The organism is Hymenobacter segetis (genome assembly GCF_054776495.1).
Genome location: NZ_BAAHBV010000001.1, coordinates 2,071,371 through 2,094,429, shown reverse-complemented (window position 1 = coordinate 2,094,429; position 23,059 = coordinate 2,071,371). Strand labels below are relative to the sequence as shown.

Sequence of the window (23,059 nt, the reverse complement as noted above, 5' to 3'; positions counted from 1 at the left end):
CACCCATGAGCTCAACTGTTCCCAATCGCATAGCCGCGGGCTGGTTGTTCGGGATATTGCTGCTGGGGCTAGGGCTGCGGATAGCCTTTTTGCTCAAGGGCACGGCCGTGATGTACCACAGCCCTGAATACTTTGCCCTGAACGGTGATTCGTCGTCTTACACCCTAGCGTTCGAAAACTTGTGGAATAAAGGGCGCTATACGTTTGATTTTCTGGAGCCTGACGCAGCTTTTGGTCGATTGCCGGGCTACCCGTTTTTCTATGGTGCGCACTGGATTTTATTTGGCAGCGAGCGGGCCGCTGCCGCCACTGCCTGGAGCCAGGTGCTGCTGGATACCGGGGCCATTGGGCTGATATTCGCCATCCTGCACCGGCTGGAGCCTCACCGGCCGCGCACGGCTTATCTAGGGGCATTGCTATACGCCACCTATCCGTTTATCATCGTCTGGATACCCGTAATGGGCACCGAAATCCTCAGTGTCGACCTGACTTTGCTGTGGCTGTGGGCATTGCTGCACTGGCGGCCCACGGCAGCGTACGCGTTGGGGTTGGGCATGCTATTGGCCCTCGGGCTGCTGGTGCGGGAGTACATGGGCATCCTGCTGCCCATCACGTTTGCCTGGCTGCTATGGCAATGCTGGGCGGAGCGGGAGCGGGGACTGGTGCGCTACGCCGCTTTGGTGGCGGTCGGTTTTGGGTTACTATATGGAGGCTGGCCCGTGCGCAACTACTTGTTGGCGCACCGCCTCATCCTACTAAAACCCCGGGCCGCGGGCTACGCCAACCAGACTTCCGACGTCGACGAGTTCTACCAATGGGTGCACTGCTGGACGCCTGACGAAAACCCCTGGCTCGACTCGGTTCTGGTAGGCACGGGAGCCGTTCGCTTTCCGGCGGCGGCTACCTTCGGCTCGGCGGCCACCCAGGCGCAAGCCCAACGACTGGTAGTTCAGGCACGGCAGTGCGGGTCTGGCTTCTGGGTGTTGCGCAGTGGCGCTGGCAACGGCACCCGCTACCGCAACGCCGCCGCAATGCGTGCCGATACAGCGTACCAGCGTCATCATTTTCAGCATTGCAATGCGGAAATCGGAGCGGGTTTCCAAGCCTTGCGCCAGCAGTTCATGGCCGAGCATCCCGTTCGGTTTTGTTTTGATGTTCCGCTGCAGAACCTTCGGAAAGCCTTGTTCAAATCGTCCCTGACCACGGACCAGGCCCTGGCTCCACGCCCTGCGCTGCCCTACACGGGGCTATTGCGGTTGCTATTGGGCTACCGAACCGCGCTGCTGCTGCTGGGTTGGGGGGGATTACTGGTGCTAAAGGGGCAGCGCAATGCCCGTTGGCTGGTAGCAGCCGTTGCGGGGGGGCTGTACTTTTACATTTGCTTTCTATACCGGGGGCTGGAAATGCGCTATCTGTTGCAGGCCGATGTGCTGCTGCTCGTGCCGGCAGCCCTCTGGCTGGGGCGCTGGTGGCCCGCCACGCTTCCGAACCCCGAGCACCAAGCCATCACGGCTGGGCCCGCCCGTTCTACATCGTCGACGAAGAAACCCACGAAAGGTTGATGGCAAATCCAAGTCTTACCCTGTTCCTGATGACGGAAAAGGGCTACCGGGTGCTCCAGCACATAGTAGCTCATCTTGATATTTCGGTGATATCCCTGGTGGTGGGCGCGCCGGACCCCAGACTGGAGCAGGATTTTTTTGCCGAAATCCAGTACCTGTGTGCGCAGTCCGGTATTCCGTTTCAGCGCCGGAATACGCAGCCAGTTGCAACCACGACTTACGCGCTGGCCGTATCGTGGCGCTGGTTGATTGCCGATGTTGGCCAGCTTATTATCCTGCACGACAGCCTGCTACCCCGCTACCGCGGCTTCGCGCCGCTGGTAAGCTACCTTATTAATGGCGAACCCATTATTGGCGTGACCGCCCTATTCGCCACGGGCGAATTTGACCAAGGGCCGATACTCGGCCAGGCCTCACGCCCGGTGCAGTATCCGCTGCGCATTGCTGATGCCATTCAATTAGCCGTCGAGTGCTATCTGGAGCTGATAACGCAGCTCTGGCCCGGCCTCCGTGCCGGCCAGCTATTGCCCGGTACTCCACAAAATGAAGCCGATGCCACGTACAGTCTCTGGCGCGACGAGCAGGATTACCGCATCGACTGGCGGGCCGATAGCGCCACCATCCGCCGCTTCGTCGATGCGTTGGGCTGGCCCTACCAGGGAGCCAGTACGATACTCAACGGCCAGCTACACCGCGTGCTGGCTGCCGAGCCCGAGCCCGATGTGAAGATTGAGAACCGCACGCCGGGCAAAGTGCTGTTTGTGCGTGCCGGGCAGCCCGTAGTGGTATGCGGCACCGGCCTGCTCCGCCTCACCACCCTGCGCAACAGCAAGGGCGACGACGCCCTGCCGCTGGCCCGGTTCCGGTCGCACTTCGAGTAAGGCCCGGTCTGGCCGTACCTTTGCCGGCCTACTGCCGCGCATGCATCCCCCCATTCCCTTCAACAAACCGTATTTCCCTGGCAACGAAATCCGCTCCGTCGAGCAAGCGGTGCGTTTCGGCAGGATTTACGGTGATGAACTGTTTATCCAGCGGGCGCATCGGTTTTTGGGGAAGCAATTGGGTTTTCGCAAAGTGTTGCCCACCACTTCCTGCACCGATACGCTGGAAATGGTCGCGCTGCTGCTCAATATCACCGGCGAGGTCCCGGGCTTTTACCAGACCTATTAATTCCAGTATGCGCATTTTATTTCTCGTGCCTTATCCGCCCGGCCGGGCACCTTCCCAGCGTTTTCGCTTCGAGCAGTACCTGGATATCCTTACGGCGGCCGGGCACACCTACCACCTGGCCCCGTTCATCTCGGTGGCTACTTGGAACATCCTCTACCAGCCGGGCCAGGCGGGTGCTAAGGTATTGGGCATTCTGGGCGGTTTTGCCCGGCGGCTGGCGCTCATGTTCCGCGTGCCGAACTATGATTTCGTGTTCGTGCACCGCGAAGCCGCGCCCGTGGGGCCGCCGGTGTTCGAGTGGATTATCAGCAAAGTCCTCGGCAAGAAGATTATCTACGATTTCGACGATGCCATCTGGCTGGCCAATACGTCCGAAGCCAACAAAATAGCGGCCGGCGTGAAGTGGCACCACAAGGTGGCCGACATCTGCAGCTGGGCCTATAAAAACAGCTGCGGCAATGCCTACCTGGCCGATTATGCCCGGCAGTTCAACCCCCGCGCCGTGGTCAACCCCACTACCATCGATACGGTGCACCTGCACAATCAGGTGCGCGACCAGGCCGCGCCCGGCCGTCTCGTCATCGGCTGGACCGGCACGCACTCCACCCTCAAGTACCTCGACCAAGTGGTGCCGGTGCTGGCCAAGCTGGAAGCCGAAGGACTGGACTTCGAATTCCGGGTTATTTCCAACCAGCCCCCCGCTTTCCCACTGAATTCCCTCGTGTACCTGCCCTGGCGCAAAGACACGGAAATAGCCGACTTGCTGGGCTTTCACGTAGGCCTGATGCCGCTGGAGGACGACCCGTGGGCCAAAGGCAAATGTGCCTTTAAGGCCCTGCAGTACATGGCCTTAGGCGTGCCCGCGCTGGTGTCGCCGGTGGGCATGAATACCGAAGTGGTGCAGCACGGCTACAACGGTTTTGTGTGCGCTACGCCTGCTGAATGGGAAGCCAGCCTACGCCAGCTGCTGGCCGATGCCAGCCTCCGACAGCACTTGGGCGCGGCCGCCCGCGCCACCATCGAGCAACGCTACTCGGTACTCGCTAACACCCCCAACTTCCTGAACCTGTTCAGCTAAGCCTAAGCACGCGCTAGGCGGGGCACACCCGCTACGCGCCGCTGCCCGGCGCGGGCAGCGGCCTGCGGCACCGTGATGCTTTGCAGGATATACAAACCACTCAGGTAGAAGGGCATAAGCGGAATTTTATAGCGCACTAGGGTGCCAAAGTTGCCGCTGGAAATTCCTACCGAAATAGCAAAAATCAGGCTGAATACAAAACAGAGCGTAAGCACGGGCACACTTCCTATCGCGCCGAGGGTCTTGAAAAAACCTACGCGCCAGAAGATGCGCAGCGTCAGCAGGATAAAATACGAGGCTTCTAGGGCCGACAGTAGCATAGTCGGGTTGCGGGCTTCCCACAGGAATGGCCGGAACAGCGAAACGATAATGGCTTGGGGTGCCAGCTTGGCCATACCGCTTAGGGTACCATCCTGAACCCCAATGTTGTAGCCCGAACCCTGTTCAGATTTACTTACCTGTTGCAGGTAGTCAGCCGTTAGCTTACTCTGCTCGCCGATTTTGTCTAGGTTGAAGCGCGCATCGGCGGCGGCCAACTGCGACATGGCGAAGAGGGCCACCATCCCGCCAACTCCCAGAAACAAAGGTTTGGCCACCCAGCGTACCGCCGCGCTCTTAATGTTGCGGGTGTTTTCGTTGAATACCCACAACAGCGCCGGCGGCATAAACGCGAGCAGAATGTACGTCTTCATCGACAGGATAACCCCGCCCATCATTACGCCCAGCACCACGCAGCGAATGATATTCTTGCGCTCAATGGCTCCGCGGTAAAAACAATAGAACAGCCACCCCAATGCCCCCATACATAACGAGTCCTTGAGCAGGCCTGAACCCCAGAAAAATACTGACGGCAGGAAAAAAACGGCAATTGCTAACTCTTTGTATACCTGCGGCCGAATTTTGGCAAACGTCATGTACATCACCCACATACCGCTGAAAGTAATGGCCGCAAACAGCACTGCGATAACGGTATAAGTATAAAAGCTAAACACGGCAAACACCGCCGCTACCCGAACCACAAAGTATTCGTTGCTGCCACGCCCGAACCACTGCATCTGGCCGGTGTACTTGGCAATGGCGGGGGTTACATCGCCGGAAGTGGTCACCAGCTCTAGGCCCGCCGTGAAGGAGTCGCCGAAGGCGTGGTAGATAATGCCGGCCTGCTTGAAGTAGTTGTTCGTGTCGCCGCTGTAGAGCGTGTGGTACAGGATGCCCAGGGCAATGGCGCCTACTATCTTGACTGTCAGGGCTGGAATGAAATACTTCTTCGTATACACGTTCGTCACCGACCCGCGCACCCCGAAGGCAATGCCGTATATAAGAGCCAGATAAAGCGGGGTAATATATAAATCCTTTAGCTCCATAATGCGCGGGCTAGGCTTTGGGGTTCTTTTTCAACCACGCCTTGGCCTCTTTGTATTGTTCCGATTTGTGGTCGGCTTTGTCGGCCACTACCGCGTAATAGCGCTTGGCGGCCGCCAAGTCCTTGTCCTTCACCGCGAGGCGGGCCAGGTTGGCATTGGCAAACAAATAAAACCCGCCGGAAGTGTCGCCCGTGCTTTCGGCAAACACGATGCACCGCTGGTAGTAGTCTTTGGCTTTGGCAATGTCGCGGTAGCGGTTCTGCATCAGGTAGCCCAGGAAGTAGCTGGCGTAGCGCCCGCTGATGCCTTCGTAGCCCGGCATGCCCTTGTTAATCTTGTCCAGAATTTCGCGACTTACCCGCTCGCAGTCCGTGAATTCGCCCTGGTCGTAGGCCAGCAGCGCGTAAAACCGTTGGAAATAGCCGTTGTCCGGAAACTTGTTGGCCAGAAATTTGGCCACGGGCATGGCTTCTTCGGCGTTGTTCTCCTCGTTTTTGAGGATGCCCATGAGAAATACCCGGGCCTCGGTGGCCGTATAAAAACCGTTGGTAGCCACGCTCCGCAATTGCTCCAGACCCAGCTTCTTGTCGCCCTTTGGGAAGAACAGCAGCACGGGCTTGAGCAGCGGGTAATTGTCCGGAATCCAGACGGCGTAGTAATTGAACAAGGCCTGGCCGAACTGAAATTCCGGGCTCAGTCCATTGGCTTCCTGGCTCTTTTTAAGATAGTTAAGTGAGCGACGGGCCCCCACGGTGGCCTTGCGCCAGTCGTGCCGCTCGGCGTGCAGGCGGGCATCGAAGCCGTAAGCCGCCGAGAGAAAGAAGCTGGCTTCGTAGTTGTGATTATCCGCGTCGTAGAGTGCCTGGGCCTTGGTGATGGCCGTGTCCATGTAGGCGAAAAAGGGCTTGTCGTACTGCGTGCTCTGGAAGTTGGTGGGGCGAATTTTCCACCAGGTGCTCAGCCCCAGCATAAAATACGCCATGGGGTGGTTCGGGTAGCGGCGGCGCAGCGAGCGGAACTGCTTTTCGGCCTTGTCGAACTTAAAGTTGTAAATATTATAGACGGCCCCATCCAGCTCCATCTGGATGTCCTTGTCCATCAGCAGCCAGCCTTTGGTATCAATGGCCGAGGGCAACACGCCCACCGAGTCGAGCGCCACCGTCTTCATCGGGGGCGGGGTGCGGATTGTATCGGGCGTTTGGGCCCTGCCCAGCAATGGCAGCATGAGCAACCCCAGGCAGATACAAAACAGCGAACGCAGCATAGAATGAGAGTAGATAGCAGCCCCAAACCCTTGTTCTGCCGGCACAGATGAGGAAGTGCAGGGAACGGGCCTGCTAAAGTACGGAGTTTGCCCTAGCTTTGGCCGTACTTCTGCTCGCTTATGCACCTGCTCCACTCGCTTTGCCGCCTGCCGGCCCCCGCCGGCAACGAAGCCGCGCTCACCCAATTTGTACTCGATTACGTTCGGCAGCAGCAGCATGCCTGGCGGCACCAACCCCAAATCATCGCCGACGAACGGTTTCAGGACTGCATCCTGCTGGTGTTCGGAAAGCCGCGCACGGCCGTTTTTGCCCATCTCGATAGCATCGGTTTCACAGTGCGCTATGGCCGGCAGTTGGTCCGAATTGGCGGCCCGCAGGCCGAAGCGGGGTACCGCCTGGTAGGAAAGGATTCGCAAGGAGAAGTAGACTGTACGTTAACCGTTGACGAAGAAACGGGCGAACTGGGCTACGCGTTCCACCGCGATATTGACCGGGGCACCGAGCTCACGTTCTACTGCGACTTCCGCGAAACGGCCACCACCGTGCAAAGCTGCTACCTCGACAACCGCCTCGGCGTGTGGAATGCCCTACGCCTGTGCGAAACCCTGGAGGACGGCATCATTGCCTTTTCGTGCTGGGAAGAGCACGGCGGCGGCTCGGTGGCCTACCTCGCCAAATACATCTACGAAACCTACGGCGTGCGCCAGGCCCTGATTTCGGACATCACCTGGGTCACCGAGGGGGTGCACGCCGGCCAGGGCTGTGCCATCTCGCTACGCGACTCGCTCATTCCGCGCCGGGCCTATGTCAACCGGATTCGGGCCATTGCAGTCGATTCGGGCATTCCTCATCAGCTGGAGGTAGAAGGCAGCGGCGGTTCCGATGCCAAGGAATTGCAGCATGCCGCCGCGCCTTGGGACTGGTGCTTCATCGGCGCGCCCGAGGACCATGTGCACTCGCCCGATGAGCTGGTTGACAAGCGCGACATTGCCAGTATGCTGGCCCTTTATCAGGAGTTGATGCAGAAACTATAGCTGGACGCCGGTTGTGGCCCCGACAGCGAACGAAAAATGAATGAAAAAGGCCTGATTTGAGCAATTCAAATCAGGCCTTTTTGCGTGCGGTCAGAGGGCCGGCTTACCCGCTTTTCGCTGGCTTGAGTAACCCGGCAAGGTGCTTTTGCTAAAGGCGTTAATTGAAAATCTTGTATTCGATAGGATTTCCGCTACTTTGCGAACCGAAAACCGCTCAACTCACTTTTTCCCACCCATTCACTTTTTATGACCCCATACCTTTACGCCGTGCCCGCCTTGGGCATTTTTGCCTTGCTCTATACCTGGCTGCGCGCCGGTTGGGTCACGAAGCAGGATGCCGGTGATGCCCGCATGACCACCATCGCCGGCTATATCGCCGACGGGGCCATTGCCTTTCTCAAGGCCGAATACAAGGTGCTGGCCCTATTTGGCCTCATCGCCGGGGCCTTCCTATTCTACTTGGGCACTACGAGCGGCAACTCGAGCCCCATCATCGTCATCGCGTTTCTGATTGGGGGCGTGTTTTCGGCATTGGCCGGTTTTATTGGGATGAAAATCGCCACCAAAGCCAACGTGCGCACCGCGCAGGCCGCCAAAACGAGCCTCAGCACCGCGCTGAACGTGTCGTTTTCGGGCGGCTCGGTGATGGGCATGGGCGTGGCCGGGCTGGCCGTGCTGGGCCTGGGCTCGTTGTTTATTGTGTTTTATAAGTTGTTCGTGCCCAGCGGACTCGCCAATGGCGCAGAGATGGAAAAAGCCCTCGAAGTCCTCACCGGCTTCTCTTTGGGCGCTGAAAGCATTGCCCTGTTTGCCCGCGTGGGCGGCGGCATCTACACCAAAGCGGCCGACGTAGGGGCTGACCTTGTGGGCAAAGTCGAAGCCGGCATTCCCGAAGACGACCCCCGCAACCCCGCCACCATCGCCGACAACGTGGGCGACAACGTGGGCGACGTGGCCGGCATGGGGGCTGACTTGTTTGGCTCCTACGTCGCTACTATTTTGGCCACCATGGTATTGGGCCGCGAAGTAACTGTGACCAACGACCAGTTCGGAGGCCTCTCGCCCATCTTTTTGCCAATGGCTATTGCGGGTATGGGCATTATCGCCTCGCTCATCGGCATCCTCTGTGTGCGCGTAAAAGAAGGTGGCAACGTGCAAGGCGCACTCAACACCGGCAACTACATTTCGGTAGCAGTATCCGCAGCCGGAGCCTACGGCCTCATCATGTGGATTCTGCCTTCCGGCACCTTCACCATTCGCGGCATCAGCTTCGATGCCATGCATGTTTTTTACGCCGTGCTGGTAGGCCTGGTGGTAGGTACTTTGATGAGCATCATCACCGAGTATTACACGGCCATGGGCAAGCGCCCGGTCAATAGCATCATTCAGCAAAGCAGCACGGGCCACGCCACCACCGTCATCGGCGGGCTGGCCGTGGGCATGGAATCCACGGTGCTGCCCATTCTGGTGCTGGCGGCCGGCATCGTACTCAGCTACGAAGCCGCCGGCCTCTACGGCGTGGCCATTGCCGCCGCTGGCATGATGGCCACCACCGCCATGCAGCTTGCCATCGACGCCTTCGGCCCCATTGCCGATAACGCCGGCGGCATCGCCGAAATGTGCGAGCTGCCCAAAGAAGTGCGCCAGCGCACCGACATTCTGGATGCCGTGGGCAACACCACCGCCGCCACCGGCAAAGGCTTCGCCATCGCCTCGGCTGCGCTCACGTCGCTCGCGCTGTTCGCCGCCTTCATGGGCACGGCCAACATCACGTCCATCGACATCAGCAAAGCTCCCGTGCTGGCCGGCGTGTTCATTGGGGCCATGATTCCGTTCATCTTTTCCTCGCTGGCCATTGCCGCCGTGGGTCGTGCGGCCATGGCCATGGTGCAGGAAGTGCGCCGCCAGTTCCGCGAAATCCCGGGCATTATGGAAGGCACCGGCCGGCCTGAATACGAAAAGTGCGTAGCCATCTCGACCCAAGCCGCTATTCGGGAGATGATTCTGCCCGGCGCTATCGCCTTGCTCACGCCCATCATTGTGGGCTTCGGCTGCCGGGGGCTGTTCTCAAATGCGTCTTCGCCCGAAGTGCTAGGCGGCCTGCTGGCCGGCGTCACGGTGAGTGGCGTGCTCATGGCCATGTTCCAGAGCAATGCCGGTGGGGCTTGGGACAACGCCAAAAAGTCCTTCGAAAAAGGCGTGATGGTGAACGGCGTGATGCAGTACAAAGGCTCCGACGCGCACAAGGCTTCAGTAACGGGCGATACCGTGGGCGACCCGTTCAAGGATACCTCCGGCCCGAGCATGAACATCCTCATCAAGCTGATGAGCATCGTGTCGCTGGTCATCGCGCCCCACATTGCTGAGAAAGGTGGCGAGCGCGGCATGGCTCCCGTGCACCTGGAAAAGGAGCGCATCGAAGCCGTCGTTCAGCCCCACGTTCGCTACGCCGAAGCTTTTGCTCCAGCAGCATTTCGCGTGATTTACACGGTGTTGCACGGCGTGCGGTAGGGGAGTGCCAGCCTTTGCATCCACCCACAAAGCGCTTGCAATAAGGTTGCTGATTACTAAAAGCCGCGACATTTGTCGCGGCTTTTTTCATGCTTTCTACTCCGTTTTCAATCCCTGCGCATCTTCGGCTTCCCCTCGGGTACCCGAGGGAGAGGTGGAGGCCGAGGCCGATTCCGTGAGTAGCTTTGCACCCTCATTATACCCTCCCCGCGCCGCATGGGCCACGCCAACATCACCATCCACAACAAAGAATTTCGGCCGTATCTATCGGCTGCTCAGCTGGATGAAGTCGTGACCGGCCTGGCCGCCCGCCTCAGCGCCGACTATGCCGGGCAGAAGCCTTTATTTGTAGTCGTGCTTACCGGTGGGTTCATGTTCGCTTCCGATTTGCTGAAGCGCTTCGTGGGCGAATGCGAAATCGTCTTCATCCGCGTGGCCTCCTACGAGGGCACTGGCAGCACCGGCGTGGTGCAGGAAATCCTGGGCCTGCGCGAAGAAGTGCAGGACCGCCACCTCATCATCGTGGAAGACATCGTGGACACGGGCACCACCATGCACCACCTCATGCCCACACTGCTGGAAAAAGGCCCGGCTTCGGTCGAGATTGCGGCCTTATTTTTCAAGCCCGCTAGCCTTCGTCATGAACTTACGGTGCGCTACGTGGCCCGGGAAATCCCCAACGACTTCGTGGTCGGCTACGGCCTTGACTACGACGGCCTGGGCCGCAATCTGCCCGATGTGTACGTGGCCGTATAGCAACGTTTCTGGCCACGATTGAGTAACTTGCCCAAACCCACCAAAATCACCTCCCTCGCGCAACGCGTCTTCTACATGTTGAATATCGTGCTGTTCGGCCCCCCCGGCGCCGGCAAAGGAACCCAGAGCCAGAAGCTCATCACCAAGTACAACCTCGTGCATCTGAGCACCGGCGACCTGCTGCGGGCCCAGATTGCCCAAGGCACCGAGCTGGGCCTCACCGCCAAAAAGCTGATGGATGAAGGCCTGCTCGTGCCCGATGCCGTGGTGATTGGCATGATTGGCAGCGCTCTGGAAACAAACCCCCAGGCCGGCGGCTTCATCTTCGATGGTTTCCCGCGCACAGTGGCCCAGGCCGAAAGCCTCGACCAGCTCATGGCCTCGCACAACACCCACATCGGCTGCATGATTGCGCTGGAAGTGCAGGAAGAGGAATTGGTGAAACGCCTACTGGAGCGTGGCAAAACCAGCAACCGCCCCGACGACCAGGACGAAACCAAAATCCGCCGCCGCGTAACGGTGTACAACACCGAAACTGCCCAAGTGGCCGGCTACTACGCCGCCCAAAAGAAATTCCACGCCCTCAACGGCATCGGTCCAATTGACGATATTTTCGGCCAAATCTGTGGCCTGATTGACTTGCACCAAGCCGCCAAGCCCGAAACCCCGGCCGAGGCGACCAAAGAAGTAAAGGCGTAACTTTACGTTTTAATTCGACTGTCATCTTTTAGATACGACTGTCATCCTGAGCGTAGCGAAGGACCTTATCACGCTTGCACGGTTTAGCGTCACTGCAAATCGTTCGGCCGTGATAAGGTCCTTCGCTACGCTCAGGATGACCGTTTTTTTACCTTAATACCCCAATCCCCGTGGCCTCCAATAACTTCATCGACTACGTCAAACTCATCTGCCGCTCGGGCAAAGGCGGTGCCGGCTCGCACCACTTCTTCCGGGCCAAGGGCCTGCCCAATGGCGGCCCCGATGGCGGCGACGGCGGCCGCGGCGGCCACATCATCCTCGAAGGCAACTCGCAGCTCTGGACGCTGCTGCACCTGCAATACCAGCGCCACGTCTTCGCCAAAGACGGCGAGGGCGGGGGCGAAAACCTGCGCAGCGGTGCCCAAGGCGAAGATATCGTGCTGCAAGTGCCCCTCGGCACGGTGGCTCGTGACCCCGACGGCACGCACATTCTCGAAATCACGGAGCACGGCCAGCGGCTCGTTCTCGTGCCCGGCGGGCGCGGCGGCTGGGGCAACGACCATTTTAAGAACTCCATCAACCAGGCCCCGACCTATGCGCAGCCCGGTGAGCCGGCCATCGAAGCCATCATCATCTTGGAGCTCAAGCTGCTGGCCGACGTAGGCCTCGTAGGCTTCCCCAACGCGGGCAAGAGCACGCTGCTCTCCGTGGTATCGGCCGCCAAGCCCAAAATTGCCGACTACGCCTTCACCACCCTCGTGCCCAACCTGGGCGTGGTGGCCTACCGCGACTACAAATCCTTCGTGATGGCCGACATTCCGGGCATCATCGAGGGTGCGGCCGAGGGCAAGGGACTGGGCACCCGCTTCCTGCGCCACATCGAGCGCAACTCCATGCTGCTCTTTATGATAAGCTGCGACTCGCCCGACATCAACGCCGAATACAACGTGCTAATCGGCGAGCTGGAGCAGTTCAACCCCGAACTACTGGACAAGAAGCGCCTGCTGGCCATCACCAAGTCCGACATGATTGACGAGGAGCTGGAGGCTGAAATTCGCCAGACGCTTCCGGCCGAGGTGCCCGCCATCTTCATTTCCAGCCTTACGAATAAGAACATCACGCAGTTGAAGGATATGATTTGGAAGGCATTGCACGATTAAGTTATAGTTGGCTAGGGTGACGTAACCAGCCTTTACGCATACCATCATTCCATAGTCCTCGAGCATAGGTCTCAGAAGATTTAGCGTAAATATTACTGCCTCTTGCTATTTCACCACGGCGTTCAGCATTAGCATACGCTTCGATAACGCGTTCTTGATTGTTACGACCAATACGGTCTGCTAGCGCTATCATAAATGCTCTTTGGCTCATGTGAATGTAATTTTGCGTGAAAAGTAAATTCCTTGGGAAAGCGAAAGTAAAGGAAAAATTAGTCTCGCTTCCTCGTGCCACTATGGCAGCCCGCGCCCCTTTGGCAAGTGAATTGCGCCCGCAGCTTGACTAACCGGCTAACCCCGTGAAAAACCCCTTCCGACGAATATTTTCGCAAATGGCTAACGAGAACAACCTGCCCCAGGACGACAACCTGACCGCCGACCCCAACCACGTAGCTGGCGAAATGGCCGATGCCGACGGCGAAACCACTGACACCGCCGCCGCCGCAGAGGCTTCCGCATCGGCTGCTCCGAAAGCCGAAGGCTCCCGCACCGATGCCGAGTTGGCCGACCTCAAAGACAAGTACCTGCGCCTGGCTGCCGAGTTTGAGAACTACAAGCGTCGCACCACTAAGGAGCGCATCGAACTGTTTAAAACCGCCAACCAGGAGCTGATGACGGCCCTGCTGCCCGTGCTCGACGATTTCGAGCGCGCCCGCAACGCCACCGCCAGCACCACCGATGCCAACGCTGTGCGCGAAAGCATCGAAATTATTCAGAGCAAGCTGAACAAAACGCTGCAGCAAAAGGGTTTGACCGCCATGGAAGCCAAGGGCGGCGACTTCGATGCCGAACTGCACGAGGCCATCACCCAGATTCCCGCGCCGAGCGACGACCTGAAAGGGAAAATTGTGGACGTGGTGGAGCAGGGCTACTATTTGGGTGATAAGGTGATTCGCCATGCTAAAGTGGTGCTTGGGCAGTAATTTTAGGGTTTGGATTTAGAACAATAAATAAAGACGGTCATGCTGAGCGAAGTCGAAGCATCTCTACCGCGAGAGTAACTGATTACTTCCTCGGTAGAGATGCTTCGACTTCGCTCAGCATGACTGGCAGAATAACACCACGCAGATGGCTACGAAGCGCGATTATTACGAGGTATTAGGCATTACCAAAACGGCGGAAGGCGACGTTATCAAGTCGGCTTATCGCAAGATGGCCATCAAGTACCACCCCGATAAAAACCCCGACGACCCGACCGCCGAGGACAAATTCAAGGAAGCCGCCGAGGCTTATGAAGTTCTCAGCAACGCTGACAAGCGGGCGCGCTACGACCGGTACGGCCATCAGGGCATGGGCGGCGGTGGCGGCGGTGCCCAGAACATGGAGGACATCTTCTCGCAGTTCGGCGATATTTTCGGCGGGGGCGGGGGCTTCGAGGGCTTCTTCGGGGGCGGGCGCCAGGGCGGCGGCCGGCGCCAGAAGAAAGGCTCGAACCTGCGCATCAAGCTGAAGCTCGATTTGGAGGAAATCGCCAACGGCGTCGAGAAGAAAATCAAGGTGAAGCGCTACGTGGCCTGCTCGCCGTGCAGCGGCACCGGGGCCAAAAACGGCACTGACCTCAAAACCTGCCCCACCTGCCAGGGCCAGGGCCAGACCAAGCGCGTGGTGAACACCATGCTCGGCCAGATGGTGAGCAGCAGCACCTGCCCCACCTGCAACGGCGAGGGCAAAACCATTGTGACGACCTGCGACGTGTGCAAAGGCGAAGGCCGTCAGCTGCACGAGGAGGTGATTCCCATCAACATCCCCGCCGGCGTGGCCAACGACATGCAGCTGAGCATGAACGGCAAGGGCAACTTCCCCGAGCGCGGCGGCGTGCCGGGCGACCTGCTCATTCAGATTGAGGAGGAGCCGCACGAATTCCTGAAGCGCGACGGCAACAACATCATGTTCGAGCAGTACATCTCGTTCGTGGATGCGGCCCTAGGTGCGAGCCTGGAAGTGCCCACCATCGAAGGCAAGGTGAAAATCAAGGTCGACCCCGGCACCCAGCCAGGCAAAATCCTGCGCCTGCGCGGCAAAGGCATCAAGGACCTGAACGGCTACGGCCGTGGCGACCAGCTGATTCATCTGAATGTGTGGACGCCCAAAAACGTGAGCAACCAGGAGCGCGAGTTGCTGGAGAAGCTGCGCGACTCGGACAACTTCACGCCGCACCCCGGCAAGAACGAGAAGGGCTTCTTCGAGAAAGTGAAGGAGTATTTCGCATAATTCGTGATTGAATAGTTTTGCAAAGCCCCGTCTGGCCCTTGGTCAGGCGGGGCTTTTTGCATTTAGCATGACAGGCAATTGTGGTTATTGCGGAAATTTTTATTGGCGGTTGTAATGCTACGCCTTAACCGGCGATTCACTCCCTGAAAAACTCTTACCCCCGCATGGCCTCCGCCACCCCGTCTGCTGATTTTGTTGCCGCGCTGCATGAGTATCAGCCGCTGCTGCGGCGCGTGGCCCGGCTGTATTGCCAGGATGCGGATGACCGCCAGGACTTGTTCCAGGAAATGGTGCTGCAATTGTGGCGGGCGTGGCCGCGCTATGTGCCCCAGCCGGGCGCGAAGCTCAGCACCTGGCTCTACCGCATTGCGCTGAACGTGGCCATCTCGAACCTGCGCCAGCGCACCCGCCGCCCGGCCCCGAGCGAGTTGGATGCCGAGGCGCTGGCCGTAGCCCAGGCCCCGGAAACGGGCTTCGACGCCGACGACCGCGCCCAGCTCTACCGGGCCATTGGACGTCTGTCGGAGGTCGATAAGGCCTTTATTCTGCTTTACCTAGAAGACCGGCCCTATGAGGAAATGGCCGACATTCTCGGCATTACCCAAAACAATGTGCGCGTGAAAATGCACCGCGTGCAGGAAAAACTTCGCTCTATTTTAGTCCCCGCCGCCTGATGGAACTCGATGACCTTCGTGCAAGCTGGAAGCAGCCTGCGCCCACTGATGGGCCGGCCGTGCTCAATGAGGCGGCCCTGACGCAGCTGCTGGCCCGGGCCTCGGCAAGCCCGGTGGCCAAGATGCGCCGCAATGCCTGGCTGGAAATCGGGTTTGTGGGGGTGTGCCTGGCGGTTTGCATTGGGGTAGCCGCCTCAACCCAGGACAGCTTTTACCTGGCTGCGGTGGCGTGGCTGGGGCTCATTTGCGTGCTCAGTGGTTTTTATTACCGGCGCAAGCTGGCCCTGTTGCGCAGCCTGGGCGAAGTGGCGGGCCAGGCCGTGCGCGAGCACATGGGGCAGCAATTGCACAGCTTGCGCAGCCTGGTGCAACTGTATTACCGGGCCACGATGTGGTCGGTGCCGGCCTCGCTCACGGTGAGCCTGCTGTTTGTGGGCGGGCGCATGGTGCAGCGGTTTGCCGAGCCCAAGCTGGTGACCGGGCTGGGCCTGCTGGGCGTGGTGTATGGTATGCTGGGGGTTTTTATTTATTACGGGATGCGCCGGGCCACCCAATGGTACCTCCAGCGTCTTTATGGCCAGCACCTCGACCGCCTCGAAGCCAGCCTGCGCGAGTTGGGCGACGAGCCCGAGCCTGCCACTGCCCGCTAAAACCTTCGGCCCCATTCATCTGCCTTATTCACCGTTTGGGAACGGTTTGCGGCCGCTTAGCTCCCGGCTTCTGGCAAGTAAGGGAGGCACTCAATACATTTGCCCAACTCCATTCTTCTACATTTAACCCACCAACCAACCCTTCTTTCTGTGAAACCAATACTGGAAGCCATCGGCGTGCGCAAGGCCTACGCCAACCACGTCGCCCTCGACGGCGTGAGCCTGGAAATACCGGAGGGCAGCATCTTCGGCCTGCTCGGGCCCAACGGGGCGGGCAAAACCTCGCTCATCCGCATCATCACCCAGATTACGGGGGCTGATGAGGGTGAAATTCGCTTTCGCGGCGAGCGGCTGAATCCGAGCCACATTGCCCAAATCGGTTACCTGCCCGAGGAGCGTGGCCTCTACAAGAAGATGAAAGTGGGCGAGCAGCTGCTCTACCTAGCCCAGCTGCGCGGCCTGAGCCGGGCCGATGCCACGGCCCGCATTAAGCAGTGGCTGAACCGCTTCGAGATAAAGGAGTGGGCCGGCAAAAACGTGGAAGACCTCAGTAAGGGCATGCAGCAGAAGGTGCAGTTCATTGCCACGGTGCTGCACGACCCCAAGCTGATTATTCTGGACGAGCCGTTCTCGGGCTTCGACCCGATTAATGCCAACCTGATTAAGGACGAGATTCTGGAGCTGCGGAACCAGGGCGCGACCATCATTTTCTCGACGCACCGCATGGAATCGGTGGAGGAGATGTGTGACAACATTGCCCTCATCAACCGCTCGCGCAAGGTGCTGGACGGGCCCATTGGCGTGATTCGCGACCAGTTCAAGACCAATACCTACGAGGTGGAGGGCCGGGGCAAGCTCATTCTGGTGCACCCCGATTTTGAAGTGGTGGAGCAGAAGGAGCGCGAAAACGGCCACTTCTACGCCCGCGTGCAGCTGCACGATGGCGTGCGGCCGAACGATTTGCTGCGCTACCTTATCGGCACAGTGGAAGTGGAAGCCTTCCGCGAGAAAATCCCGAGCATCAACGAGATTTTCATCCGGCGCGTGCGCGAAACCATGCCCGAAACCCTCCTCGAAACCGCTAACGCGCTGCTTTAATCTGTCATCATGGCCTCCAAATTCCTCCTCATTGCCCAACGCGAATACCTGAGCCGCGTGCGCAAAAAAGCCTTTATCGTGCTCACCCTGGCCGTGCCGCTGCTGCTGGCGGGGTTCGGCTTCATCATCGCCAAAATGGCGAGCTCCGACAACGACACCACCGACGTGATAGAAGTGCGCGACGACTCCGGCCTGGGCGTGGCCAGCCGCCTCGTGAGTACCCCGCAGCTGCGCTTCGAAACCACCACCGGCACGCTGGCCGATGCCAAAAAAGGCTTCCAGAAAGCCAAGCACGACGGCCTGGTGTACCTGCCCGCCGGCCTCGACGTGGAGAAGCCCGTGGGCGTGCAGTTTTTTGGCAAAGGCAACATCAGCCTGAAAAAGCAGTCGGCCGTGGAATCGGCGCTCAATAAGGCCTTTTCGGACTTGAAAATGCAGAAGTCCGGCCTCACCCAGGACCAGCTCGACCGCCTGCGCTCGAAGGTGGATTTGCAGGCCGTGAGTCTCGATGAAACCGGCAAAGAGGCTAATAGCAACGCGCTGGCCACCTCGGGCATGTCCTACGCGCTGGCGCTGGCCATTTATATGTTCATCTTCATCTACGGCGTGCAGATTATGCGCGGGGTGGGGGAGGAGAAGTCGAGCCGCATCATGGAAGTAATGCTGTCGTCGGTGAAGCCGTTTGATTTGATGATGGGCAAAATTGTGGGCATCGCGGCGGTGGGCCTCACGCAGTTTCTGCTGTGGGGCGTGCTCTCGTTCGGCGTGAGCTCGGTGGTAATGCCTTTGCTGACGGGCAAGGAAAAGCCCAAGACGGAAGTTGCCGCCGGCACCTCGGCTGCTGGGGCTACGGCAGTTGTCGTTGCCGACGACGAGCCCCGCTCGGCCACCCAGCGCTTCGACCAGGGCACCCAACAAGGGGCAACCCAGGCCAACCCGGCCGGCCGTTTCAGCTTCTTCAACACCCTGGCCGAGCTGCCGCTGGGCACCATCCTGTTCGGCTTCATCATCTACTTCCTGGGTGGCTACCTGCTGTACGGGGCGCTGTTCGGGGCCGTGGGCGCGGCCGTAGACGACCAGACCGATACCCAGCAGTTCATGTTTCCCATCACGATGCCGCTTATTCTGAGCTACATCGTGGGCGTGTCCGTCATCCTGCGCAATCCCGACGGGCCGGTGGCCTTCTGGATGTCGATGTTCCCGTTGACCTCGCCCATTGCCATGGTCATCCGCCTGCCGTTTGGCGTGCCGATGTGGCAGCTGGCGCTGTCCATTTTCCTGCTCATTCTCGGCTTTCTGGGCACGGTGTGGGTGGCGGCCCGTATCTACCGCGTGGGCATTCTGATGTACGGCAAGAAAGTGACGTATAAGGAGCTGGGCAAATGGATGTTTTATAAGGGCTAGCCGGCCCGGCAATTGGCTACAACTTCGCAAATGACTTTTGCGCTTACAAAACAGGCTTGCGATATGCTGCAAACCGATTTTGTGAGTGCAAAAGTCATTTGCAGTATGCTGCAAACCTGTTTTGCACGCGCAAAAAGCATTTGCATTGCTCCACAAACGACTTTTGTGTGTGCAAAAGGCGTTTGTGGAGCACTAATCAGCTCCCGAAGGCCAAACCCACTCCTTACCTGCTGATTTATGCCCCGTTTCCTGCGTTTCCGCTTCTTATTGCTGCTTTTGCCGCTGCTGGCCTTCACCGCCGACCGGCCCGCCTACCGCCTCTTCAGCGCCGCCGGCCTGCCCGCCGACTACGACCAGATGCTCCAGGAACTGGCCCAGGCCGACGTGGTGCTCTTCGGCGAGCAGCACAACGATGCCCTCGCCCACTGGCTGGAGCTGCAAGTTGCCAAGGACCTCCAGAAGCTGAAAAAGCCCGGCCAACTGGTAGTAGGCATGGAAATGTTTGAGCGCGACGTGCAGCCGCTGGTGGCCCAATATGCCGCCGGCACCCTGGCCGATACGGCATTCGAGCGCCAAGCCCGCCCGTGGCCCAACTACGCCACCGACTACCGCCCGCTGCTACTCTTCGCCCGCGAAAACCACCTGCCCGTCATCGGCACCAACGCCCCGCGTCCCTTCGCCAAAACCGTGGCCCAACGCAGCCTCACCGCCCTCGACAAGCTGCCCGCCAACGACCGCGCCCTGCTCGCCCCGCTGCCGCTGAAAGTAGACTACGACCTGCCCGGCTATAAAAACATGGCCGCTATGTTCGGCGGCAGCGGCCAGGCACACGGCGGCGGTGCCCAGAACATCATCCAGGCCCAGGCCCTGAAGGATGCCACCATGGCCCACTTCATCCAGGCCAGCCTCGCCCCCGGCCAAACCATGCTGCACCTCAACGGCAGCTACCACTCCGACCACCACGACGGCATCGGGGCCTGGCTGCACCAGTACGCGCCCAAGCTGCGCGTGAAAACCATCAGCGTAGTGACCCAGGAGCAGCTGCAGACCCTAGAAAAAGAGCAGGTGAACGTGGCCGATTATGTGGTGGTGGTGCCGGCTGATGCTGCGAAAACGTATTGATTAAGCTGCTAGGTGGCTATAAATAATGAACTTGATATATTTGCTTCAATCCAAACGAAAAAGCTCATGCCCGACACCGACTCCCAAAAGCGCGCCCTATTCCACCAGGTAGCCGAGACGCTGAAGCAGCAAGGCTTCACCATTGCCAAGGAAGACCCCACGCGCCCGTGGGGCGGGTTTTTCGTAATTGACGAAGCCCAGGCCCAGAAGTTCGCCAACACCTATTTCGACGGCCTTCTGGTGGATAGCCTACGGATTTCGGGCCGGCTGAGCCCGAAGATTCTGGTGGTGGCCCCGCACCAGCGTCTGAGTTGGCAATACCACCACCGCCGCGCCGAAATCTGGCAAGTGGTGCAGGGGCCTGTGGGCGTGGCCACCAGCGAAACCGACGAGCAGGGCGAAGTAAAAAGCCTGCAAGTGGGCGAGCGCATCATCCTACGTCAGGGGGAGCGCCACCGCCTCGTGGGCCTGAAAGACTGGGGCATCCTGGCCGAAATCTGGCAGCATACCGACGCGGATAACCCTTCGGATGAGGATGACATTGTGCGCGTGCAGGACGATTTTGGCCGTTAGGTTTTTGCGGGAGTAGCCGGAACACAATAGCCTGGAACGTCATGCTGAGCGCAGCCGAAGCATCTCTACCGAGGAAGTAATTACTCTCGCGGTAGAGATGCTTCGGCTGCGCTCAGCATGACGTTCTTTTTTATCCAGCCTCCTCTATTCGGCCTCCTCGCTGGGCTTCACCTTCTTCATGGCCTCGGCCAGCGACTGCTGGAGCTTGGCACCGGAGTCGGCCGGGGCTTTCTCGCTGATGTTGTACTGCTTTTGCAGCCGCTCCCATTCCTCAATGGCAATGAAAACGCCGGTGATTTTGCCTTTGTCGTCGGAGAGATATTTAACGTCCATGCGTGGTGGGGTTAGCGTGAGTGAATGGCGTTGAAGGTAAGCCCGGTTCGGGCTTACTCGCCGGGATGGTACGTTTTTTCGGTGTGGGCCTTCACGTCTTCGGGATAAAATCGCACCTCCTTGAAGCGGCCGTTGCAGTATAAATCGGCCTGGTCGGTGAAGTGCGGCGTGCCGGGCCGGCTGGTCTGCCCACCCGTGACCACGGAGCGCGCCACGATGCGCGGCCCAAACTCCACCACGGCCACGAAGCTGTTGCCCACGTTGCCGTAGCGCTTTTTAGTGCCGGGATAGGCCCGCGCTCCGAAAGCCGCCAGTGAGCCCCAAGCCGACGACGTGAAGGCCACCGGCCGACTGGGCTGCTGGTCGTCGTACTTCTCCTCAATGCGGCCGGTGAGGCGCTGGTAACGGTTCACATCGCCCCAGGGCATCTTCCAGGTGCCGAAGTCTCGGGTTAGGTCGTCGAGCGTTTCGGTGAGAGTAGCTACTTTTTCTGTGGGCGTGGTATTGGCCAGCGCGAAGCGGGTGAAGCTGATGTAGTCGAGCTGGGGCTGGGCGGCGGGCACGCGGGCGCGGGCCTTGGACAGCAGTCGCTCGGCCCAATAGATGGCCACGGTTTGGGCCACGGAGGTTTGGCTGTAGCCGTGGTTCCAGGCACGGAGCACTTCCACGGCTTCGCCCACCGCAGGCGCGGCAGCTTTTTCGGCTGAGGTAGGCTGGTAGGCAGCCAGCAGGGGCGGCAGCATGTCGTCGAAGGCGGTCAGGTGCGGGTCGTCGGCCGCCGCAATCAGGGTGTCGAGGGTGAATACGGCTTTGCGGCTGAGCACGCGCACGGCGTTGAGGCCCCGATAGTTTTCGGCATCGGGGGCCAGGTATTTGGGGTATTTGGCCGGGACCGGGCTGCTCGGGCCGGCCACGGTGTAGGGCGTGGAATTACAATTCTGAATGAAACCGCTGGCCGGGTTATGCACCTGCACCAACTCGCTCACCGGGTGGAAGCCCTGCCACTCGGTGGCCGGGTTGCTGCCATCCACGGGCTGGCTCCAGTCGAATTTCGGGTCGCGTTTCGGCATAAAATTGCCATGCCAGTAGGCGATGCTGCCCTTGGTGTCGGCAAAAACGGTGTTGTTGGTCGCGTTGCCGTTCAGCTTCATCACCTGCTGAAAGCTGGCGTAGTCGGTAGCCTTGGTGCGCAGGTACGACTGTTGCAGCGCGGCCAGCGGCGCGTTCATCATGCGCACCGCCACCCATTGCTGGTCGGTTTTCTGGCCCACGATGGGGCCGTGGTGCGTGCGGTAGATGGTGAAGGTTTTGCGCAGGATTTTATCGCCCGATTTGTAGGGCAACGACACTTTCTGCGCCGTCACGGCGCGCAGCTTGCCACCATATTTATAAAAGAAGTTACCGCCTTTTTCTTCGATGGTTTCGAGATACTCATCCATCGAATCAGCTTGGCTGGAAGTATGCATCCAGCCGCAATGCTCATTAAAGCCCTGATAGATAAAAAACTGTCCCCACGTCACGGCTCCGTAGGCATTCAGGCCCTGCTGGCTCACCATCTGTACCTCGGAGCGGAAGTAGAACGAGGTGTGCGGGTTGATGAGCAGCAGCGCGTGGCCGCTGGCGCTTTTGGCGGGTGCAATGGCAAAGCCGTTGGAGCCCACCGGCTCACGGTCGGCCCGGCCGAAATCGGTATCAATCCATGAGCTTGACTTTTTCTGGCTGTAAAACGCCTTCAGTCGCTCAATACTCACCACGCTGATGTTGCCCCCAATGCTGCCCTCGCTGAACATAAGCGGCATCCAGGGCTGGAAGCGGCGCAGTAGCCGGGGCTGCACGGTGGGGTGGGTGGCCAAGTAATAATTAGTGCCGGCGGCGAAGGCGTCGAGCAGCTTCTTCATGTCGGCCGGGCACTTCTGGTAGATGGCTAGGGCCTGCGTGCTGTCCATAAACAGGCGGGCACGCAGGTCGTGGTACAGCGCGGCTTCGCCATCCACCTCGGCCTGTCGGCCTATCGCATCGAGGTAATTGGCCTCCACGCGGTCAAAATCATCTTCGCACTGGGTGTATAGCAGGCCGAAAACCGCGTCGGCATCCGTCTTACCGTAGATGTGCGGCACGCCATACGTGTCACGCGTGATGCTCACCTGCCGGGCCTGTTCCTGCCAACGCGCCAGTTCGGCGGGGCTGAATTTCTGGGCCTGAGCCGCCAGCCCAGTAAGAATCAACAGCAGCGAAAGAAGTAAACGCATCGGGCCGGGAATAGGTGAAACAGTCGGCGCGAAAGTAAACGAAAAAGCCCCGGCCGGTAGGCCAGGGCTTTGTTCTGAAAGCAGTAGTA

Annotated in this window: 22 protein-coding genes; 17 read left to right on the top strand and 5 right to left on the bottom strand. The window is 59.4% G+C overall.

Annotation, left to right across the window (positions count from 1 at the left end):
- Nucleotides 1-5: 5 nt before the first annotated feature.
- The 4 genes from ACYU70_RS08690 to ACYU70_RS08675 are packed head-to-tail and all read left to right on the top strand — an operon-like array spanning nucleotide 6 to nucleotide 3,810.
- Nucleotides 6-1,562: a glycosyltransferase family 39 protein gene (locus tag ACYU70_RS08690; RefSeq protein ID WP_342301193.1), complete on the top strand. Its 1,557-nt coding sequence runs from the start codon at nucleotides 6-8 to the stop codon at nucleotides 1,560-1,562.
- Nucleotides 1,562-2,443 (top strand): formyltransferase family protein, encoded by an 882-nt coding sequence (locus tag ACYU70_RS08685; RefSeq protein WP_342301191.1) that lies wholly within the window; start codon nucleotides 1,562-1,564, stop codon nucleotides 2,441-2,443. The genes ACYU70_RS08690 and ACYU70_RS08685 overlap by 1 nt, the downstream gene beginning before the upstream one ends.
- A gap of 40 nt (nucleotides 2,444-2,483) precedes the next feature.
- Complete coding sequence (locus tag ACYU70_RS08680) at nucleotides 2,484-2,732, top strand: hypothetical protein (protein ID WP_342301190.1); 249 nt, start codon at nucleotides 2,484-2,486, stop codon at nucleotides 2,730-2,732.
- Nucleotides 2,733-2,739: 7 nt separating this feature from the next.
- Nucleotides 2,740-3,810, top strand: coding sequence for a glycosyltransferase family 4 protein (locus ACYU70_RS08675; protein WP_342301189.1), 1,071 nt, complete (start codon nucleotides 2,740-2,742; stop codon nucleotides 3,808-3,810).
- A gap of 2 nt (nucleotides 3,811-3,812) precedes the next feature.
- Here ACYU70_RS08675 and ACYU70_RS08670 read toward each other — a convergent pair whose 3' ends face one another.
- Entirely contained in the window at nucleotides 3,813-5,174 is a 1,362-nt protein-coding gene (locus ACYU70_RS08670; RefSeq protein ID WP_342301188.1) for a hypothetical protein, read from the bottom strand.
- 10 nt (nucleotides 5,175-5,184) lie between these two features.
- Nucleotides 5,185-6,438 carry a tetratricopeptide repeat protein gene (locus tag ACYU70_RS08665; RefSeq protein WP_342301186.1) on the bottom strand — a complete coding sequence of 418 codons (1,254 nt, stop codon included), beginning with the start codon at nucleotides 6,436-6,438 and terminating at the stop codon, nucleotides 5,185-5,187.
- Nucleotides 6,439-6,558: 120 nt separating this feature from the next.
- On the opposite strand from ACYU70_RS08665, the gene ACYU70_RS08660 reads away from it, so the two are divergent.
- The 5 genes from ACYU70_RS08660 to obgE all read left to right on the top strand — a co-directional run bounded on the left by ACYU70_RS08660 (nucleotide 6,559) and on the right by obgE (nucleotide 12,599).
- Nucleotides 6,559-7,473 carry a M20/M25/M40 family metallo-hydrolase gene (locus tag ACYU70_RS08660; protein WP_342301184.1) on the top strand — a complete coding sequence of 305 codons (915 nt, stop codon included), beginning with the start codon at nucleotides 6,559-6,561 and terminating at the stop codon, nucleotides 7,471-7,473.
- A 246-nt stretch (nucleotides 7,474-7,719) separates the two neighbouring features.
- Nucleotides 7,720-9,984, top strand: coding sequence for a sodium-translocating pyrophosphatase (locus tag ACYU70_RS08655; protein WP_342301182.1), 2,265 nt, complete (start codon nucleotides 7,720-7,722; stop codon nucleotides 9,982-9,984).
- A gap of 216 nt (nucleotides 9,985-10,200) precedes the next feature.
- The gene (locus ACYU70_RS08650) at nucleotides 10,201-10,740 is read left to right on the top strand and encodes a phosphoribosyltransferase (RefSeq protein ID WP_342301180.1); all 540 of its coding nucleotides are present in this window, start codon (nucleotides 10,201-10,203) and stop codon (nucleotides 10,738-10,740) included.
- A 75-nt stretch (nucleotides 10,741-10,815) separates the two neighbouring features.
- Nucleotides 10,816-11,439, top strand: a complete 624-nt coding sequence (locus ACYU70_RS08645; protein WP_342301205.1) for an adenylate kinase — start codon at nucleotides 10,816-10,818, stop codon at nucleotides 11,437-11,439.
- A gap of 170 nt (nucleotides 11,440-11,609) precedes the next feature.
- Complete coding sequence (obgE, locus tag ACYU70_RS08640; RefSeq protein ID WP_460615960.1) at nucleotides 11,610-12,599, top strand: Obg family GTPase; 990 nt, start codon at nucleotides 11,610-11,612, stop codon at nucleotides 12,597-12,599.
- Between the two features lies 1 nt (nucleotide 12,600).
- Here obgE and ACYU70_RS08635 read toward each other — a convergent pair whose 3' ends face one another.
- A complete protein-coding gene (locus ACYU70_RS08635) occupies nucleotides 12,601-12,810 on the bottom strand; it encodes a hypothetical protein (protein WP_460615959.1) in 210 nt (69 codons plus the stop codon).
- 178 nt (nucleotides 12,811-12,988) lie between these two features.
- Between ACYU70_RS08635 and ACYU70_RS08630 the strand changes: the two genes are divergently transcribed.
- From ACYU70_RS08630 to ACYU70_RS08595, 8 genes are all read left to right on the top strand, one after another.
- The gene (locus ACYU70_RS08630) at nucleotides 12,989-13,579 is read left to right on the top strand and encodes a nucleotide exchange factor GrpE (RefSeq protein ID WP_342300906.1); all 591 of its coding nucleotides are present in this window, start codon (nucleotides 12,989-12,991) and stop codon (nucleotides 13,577-13,579) included.
- 145 nt (nucleotides 13,580-13,724) lie between these two features.
- Complete coding sequence (gene dnaJ, locus ACYU70_RS08625; RefSeq protein WP_342300904.1) at nucleotides 13,725-14,867, top strand: molecular chaperone DnaJ; 1,143 nt, start codon at nucleotides 13,725-13,727, stop codon at nucleotides 14,865-14,867.
- Nucleotides 14,868-15,031: 164 nt separating this feature from the next.
- On the top strand, nucleotides 15,032-15,541 hold the full coding sequence (locus ACYU70_RS08620; protein WP_342300902.1) for an RNA polymerase sigma factor: 510 nt from the start codon (nucleotides 15,032-15,034) through the stop codon (nucleotides 15,539-15,541).
- The gene (locus ACYU70_RS08615; protein WP_342300900.1) at nucleotides 15,541-16,191 is read left to right on the top strand and encodes a hypothetical protein; all 651 of its coding nucleotides are present in this window, start codon (nucleotides 15,541-15,543) and stop codon (nucleotides 16,189-16,191) included. Before ACYU70_RS08620 ends, ACYU70_RS08615 begins: the two co-directional genes overlap by 1 nt.
- Before the next feature lie 150 nt (nucleotides 16,192-16,341).
- Nucleotides 16,342-17,289 (top strand): ABC transporter ATP-binding protein, encoded by a 948-nt coding sequence (locus tag ACYU70_RS08610; RefSeq protein ID WP_342300898.1) that lies wholly within the window; start codon nucleotides 16,342-16,344, stop codon nucleotides 17,287-17,289.
- A gap of 9 nt (nucleotides 17,290-17,298) precedes the next feature.
- Nucleotides 17,299-18,693 (top strand): ABC transporter permease, encoded by a 1,395-nt coding sequence (locus ACYU70_RS08605; protein WP_342300897.1) that lies wholly within the window; start codon nucleotides 17,299-17,301, stop codon nucleotides 18,691-18,693.
- A 237-nt stretch (nucleotides 18,694-18,930) separates the two neighbouring features.
- A complete protein-coding gene (locus ACYU70_RS08600) occupies nucleotides 18,931-19,815 on the top strand; it encodes a ChaN family lipoprotein (RefSeq protein ID WP_342300895.1) in 885 nt (294 codons plus the stop codon).
- 66 nt (nucleotides 19,816-19,881) lie between these two features.
- Nucleotides 19,882-20,388, top strand: a complete 507-nt coding sequence (locus ACYU70_RS08595; protein ID WP_342300893.1) for a cupin domain-containing protein — start codon at nucleotides 19,882-19,884, stop codon at nucleotides 20,386-20,388.
- 144 nt (nucleotides 20,389-20,532) lie between these two features.
- Here the strand turns inward: ACYU70_RS08595 and ACYU70_RS08590 are convergent, their stop codons facing one another.
- Together ACYU70_RS08590 and ACYU70_RS08585 are read right to left on the bottom strand one after the other, a co-directional pair.
- Nucleotides 20,533-20,721: a hypothetical protein gene (locus ACYU70_RS08590; protein ID WP_342300892.1), complete on the bottom strand. Its 189-nt coding sequence runs from the start codon at nucleotides 20,719-20,721 to the stop codon at nucleotides 20,533-20,535.
- A 53-nt stretch (nucleotides 20,722-20,774) separates the two neighbouring features.
- A complete protein-coding gene (locus ACYU70_RS08585; protein WP_342300890.1) occupies nucleotides 20,775-22,970 on the bottom strand; it encodes a penicillin acylase family protein in 2,196 nt (731 codons plus the stop codon).
- Between the last annotated feature and the right edge of the window lie 89 nt (nucleotides 22,971-23,059).

Coding starts and splice junctions, on each gene's coding strand:
- ACYU70_RS08590 (WP_342300892.1), bottom strand. CDS start 20,721: ATGGACGTTAAATATCTCTCCGACGACAAAGGCAAAATCACCGGCGTT.
- ACYU70_RS08665 (WP_342301186.1), bottom strand. CDS start 6,438: ATGCTGCGTTCGCTGTTTTGTATCTGCCTGGGGTTGCTCATGCTGCCA.
- ACYU70_RS08635 (WP_460615959.1), bottom strand. CDS start 12,810: ATGAGCCAAAGAGCATTTATGATAGCGCTAGCAGACCGTATTGGTCGT.
- ACYU70_RS08670 (WP_342301188.1), bottom strand. CDS start 5,174: ATGGAGCTAAAGGATTTATATATTACCCCGCTTTATCTGGCTCTTATA.
- ACYU70_RS08675 (WP_342301189.1), top strand. CDS start 2,740: ATGCGCATTTTATTTCTCGTGCCTTATCCGCCCGGCCGGGCACCTTCC.
- ACYU70_RS08615 (WP_342300900.1), top strand. CDS start 15,541: ATGGAACTCGATGACCTTCGTGCAAGCTGGAAGCAGCCTGCGCCCACT.
- ACYU70_RS08680 (WP_342301190.1), top strand. CDS start 2,484: ATGCATCCCCCCATTCCCTTCAACAAACCGTATTTCCCTGGCAACGAA.
- ACYU70_RS08685 (WP_342301191.1), top strand. CDS start 1,562: ATGGCAAATCCAAGTCTTACCCTGTTCCTGATGACGGAAAAGGGCTAC.
- ACYU70_RS08595 (WP_342300893.1), top strand. CDS start 19,882: ATGCCCGACACCGACTCCCAAAAGCGCGCCCTATTCCACCAGGTAGCC.
- ACYU70_RS08600 (WP_342300895.1), top strand. CDS start 18,931: ATGCCCCGTTTCCTGCGTTTCCGCTTCTTATTGCTGCTTTTGCCGCTG.
- ACYU70_RS08655 (WP_342301182.1), top strand. CDS start 7,720: ATGACCCCATACCTTTACGCCGTGCCCGCCTTGGGCATTTTTGCCTTG.
- ACYU70_RS08620 (WP_342300902.1), top strand. CDS start 15,032: ATGGCCTCCGCCACCCCGTCTGCTGATTTTGTTGCCGCGCTGCATGAG.
- ACYU70_RS08690 (WP_342301193.1), top strand. CDS start 6: ATGAGCTCAACTGTTCCCAATCGCATAGCCGCGGGCTGGTTGTTCGGG.
- ACYU70_RS08645 (WP_342301205.1), top strand. CDS start 10,816: ATGTTGAATATCGTGCTGTTCGGCCCCCCCGGCGCCGGCAAAGGAACC.
- dnaJ (WP_342300904.1), top strand. CDS start 13,725: ATGGCTACGAAGCGCGATTATTACGAGGTATTAGGCATTACCAAAACG.
- ACYU70_RS08650 (WP_342301180.1), top strand. CDS start 10,201: ATGGGCCACGCCAACATCACCATCCACAACAAAGAATTTCGGCCGTAT.
- ACYU70_RS08630 (WP_342300906.1), top strand. CDS start 12,989: ATGGCTAACGAGAACAACCTGCCCCAGGACGACAACCTGACCGCCGAC.
- ACYU70_RS08660 (WP_342301184.1), top strand. CDS start 6,559: ATGCACCTGCTCCACTCGCTTTGCCGCCTGCCGGCCCCCGCCGGCAAC.
- ACYU70_RS08605 (WP_342300897.1), top strand. CDS start 17,299: ATGGCCTCCAAATTCCTCCTCATTGCCCAACGCGAATACCTGAGCCGC.
- ACYU70_RS08585 (WP_342300890.1), bottom strand. CDS start 22,970: ATGCGTTTACTTCTTTCGCTGCTGTTGATTCTTACTGGGCTGGCGGCT.